The organism is Streptomyces solincola (assembly GCF_002982015.1).
GTDB classification, from domain to species: Bacteria; Actinomycetota; Actinomycetes; order Streptomycetales; family Streptomycetaceae; genus Streptomyces; species Streptomyces solincola.
Window position 1 is genome coordinate 1 of sequence record NZ_PVLV01000735.1, and the last position, 2,351, is coordinate 2,351.

The following is a 2,351-nucleotide window of genomic DNA, read 5'->3' on the forward strand; positions in this document are numbered from 1 at the left end:
CCCTCACCCCCCTCGCCCCCCTCGCTCCCCTCCCGTGCGGACATCGACGGCCGGCTCGATGCTCCGGCGCGCACCTGGCTCTCCGAGGCGCTCGCCGAGGCCTCGACTGCGGCCCCCGCCGAAGCCGCCGGTGAGCGGATCCCGGCCGGGCCGCTCGCCGCGCCGGCCGCCTGGGAGCTGCGGTTCGCCTCCGCCGGCCGCCACTGCGGCGGCGAGCACGCCGACGCCGTGCGCGTCCTGCTGCTGCGCACCGCCCGGCCGGGGCCGGACGCCCTGACCCGGCTCTACCGCTTCGGCGACGCCGCCGAACGCCGCGCCGTGCTGCTCGCCCTGACCTTCCTCCTCTCCGGGCCCGAGGCCCTGCCGCTGGTCGAGGACGCCCTGCGCGCCAACGACACCCGGCTGGTCGCCGCCGCCGTCGGCCCCTACGGCGCCACCCACCTCGACCCGCACGCCTGGCGGCACGCCGTCCTGAAGTGCCTGTTCACCGGCGTGTCCCTGGACGCCGTCGCCGGCCTGGCGTCCCGCGCCCGCGGCGATACGGAACTGGCCCGCATGCTCGGCGACCTCGCCGCCGAACGGACCGCGGCCGGCCGCCCCGTCCCCGGCGACCTGCACCGCGTCCTCGCCCTGACCGTCCCCCCGGAGGATTCCTGATGCGCATCTTCGACCCGCACATCCACATGACCTCCCGCACCACCGACGACTACCAGGCGATGTACGACGCCGGGGTCCGGGCCGTGGTCGAACCGTCCTTCTGGCTCGGCCAGCCCCGCACCAGCCCTGAGTCCTTCTTCGACTACTTCGACGCCCTGCTGGGCTGGGAGCCCTTCCGCGCCGCCCAGTACGGCATCGCCCACCACTGCGCCCTGGCCCTCAACCCCAAGGAGGCCAACGACCCGCGCTGCGCCCCCGTCCTCGGCGCCCTGCCCCGCTACCTCGTCAAGGACTCCGTGGTCGCGGTCGGCGAGATCGGCTACGACTCCATGACCCCGGCCGAGGACCACGCCCTGGCCGCCCAACTCCAGTTGGCCGCCGACCACGGCCTGCCCGCCCTCGTCCACACCCCGCACCGGGACAAGCTCGCCGGGCTGCGCCGCACCCTGGACGCCGTGCGCGAGTCCGCACTGCCGGTGGAGCGGGTCCTGCTGGACCACCTGAACGAGACCACGGTCAAGGAGGCCGCCGACAGCGGCGCCTGGCTCGGCTTCTCCATCTACCCCGACACCAAGATGGACGAGGACCGGATGGTCGCCGTGCTGAAGGACCACGGCGCCGACCGCGTGCTGGTCAACTCGGCCGCCGACTGGGGAAGAAGCGACCCGCTGATGACCCGCAGGGTCGGCGACGCGATGCTCGCCGCCGGCTTCGACGAGGACCAGGTCGACCAGGTGCTGTGGCGCAACCCGGTCGCCTTCTACGGGCTCAGCGGCCGCCTGCGCCTGGACCCGCCCGGCGACGTGGGCCCCCTGCACGAGGGCAACTCCATCCTGCGCGGCGGTGAGTGAGAGGAGCCGGTCATGCGCTTCCGCCACCCGGACGGCTCCACCGTCCACCTCGCCTACTGCACCAACGTCCACCCCGCCGAGACCCTGGACGGCGTGCTCGCCCAGTTGCGCGACCACTGCGAACCGGTCCGCCGCCGCCTCGGCCGCGACCGGCTCGGCATCGGACTGTGGCTCGCCCGGGACGCCGCCCGGCTGCTCACCGACGACCCCGCCGCCCTGCGCGGCCTGCGCGGCGCACTCGACCGCCGCGGCCTGGAGGTCGTCACCCTCAACGGCTTCCCCTACGAGGGCTTCGGCGCGGCCGAGGTCAAGTACCGCGTCTACCAGCCGGACTGGACCCGCCCCGAACGCCTCGCCCACACCACCGACCTGGCCCACCTGCTCGCCGCCCTGCTCCCCGACGACACCGCCGAAGGCTCCGTCTCCACCCTCCCCATCGCCTGGCGCACCCCGTTCGACGGCGCCGCGGCCCAGGCCGCGCACACCGCGCTGACCACCCTCGCGGCCCGCCTGGACGCGCTGGAGGACCTCACCGGCAAGTCCGTCCGGATCGCCCTGGAACCGGAACCGGGCTGCGTCGTCGAGACCACCTCGGACGCCATCGCCCCGCTCACCGCCGTGCGCAGCGCCCGGATCGGCGTCTGCGTGGACACCTGCCACCTCGCCACCTCCTTCGAGGACCCGGCGACCGCCCTGGCCGCCCTGACCACCGCGGGGATCTCCATCCCCAAGGCCCAGCTCTCCGCCGCCCTGCACGCCGAGCGGCCCCACCTCCCCGAGGTCCGCGAGGCCCTGGCGGCGTTCGCCGAGCCCCGCTTCCTGCACCAGACCCGCACCCTCACC

At 75.1% G+C, this 2,351-nt stretch carries 3 protein-coding genes; all 3 read left to right on the forward strand.

The genetic code is table 11. The features are described from left to right. Window positions 1-42 precede the first annotated feature (42 nt). Window positions 43-657 (forward strand): EboA domain-containing protein, encoded by a 615-nt coding sequence (locus tag C6N75_RS29800; protein WP_105871943.1) that lies wholly within the window; start codon window positions 43-45, stop codon window positions 655-657. Beyond that, window positions 657-1,508, forward strand: a complete 852-nt coding sequence (locus C6N75_RS29805; RefSeq protein ID WP_105871941.1) for a TatD family hydrolase — start codon at window positions 657-659, stop codon at window positions 1,506-1,508. The genes C6N75_RS29800 and C6N75_RS29805 overlap by 1 nt, the downstream gene beginning before the upstream one ends. A 12-nt stretch (window positions 1,509-1,520) precedes the next feature. Then, on the forward strand, window positions 1,521-2,351 hold an 831-nt coding region (eboE, locus tag C6N75_RS29810; RefSeq protein ID WP_105871942.1), incomplete at its 3' end, for a metabolite traffic protein EboE.

Coding starts and splice junctions, on each gene's coding strand:
- C6N75_RS29805 (WP_105871941.1), top strand. CDS start 657: ATGCGCATCTTCGACCCGCACATCCACATGACCTCCCGCACCACCGAC.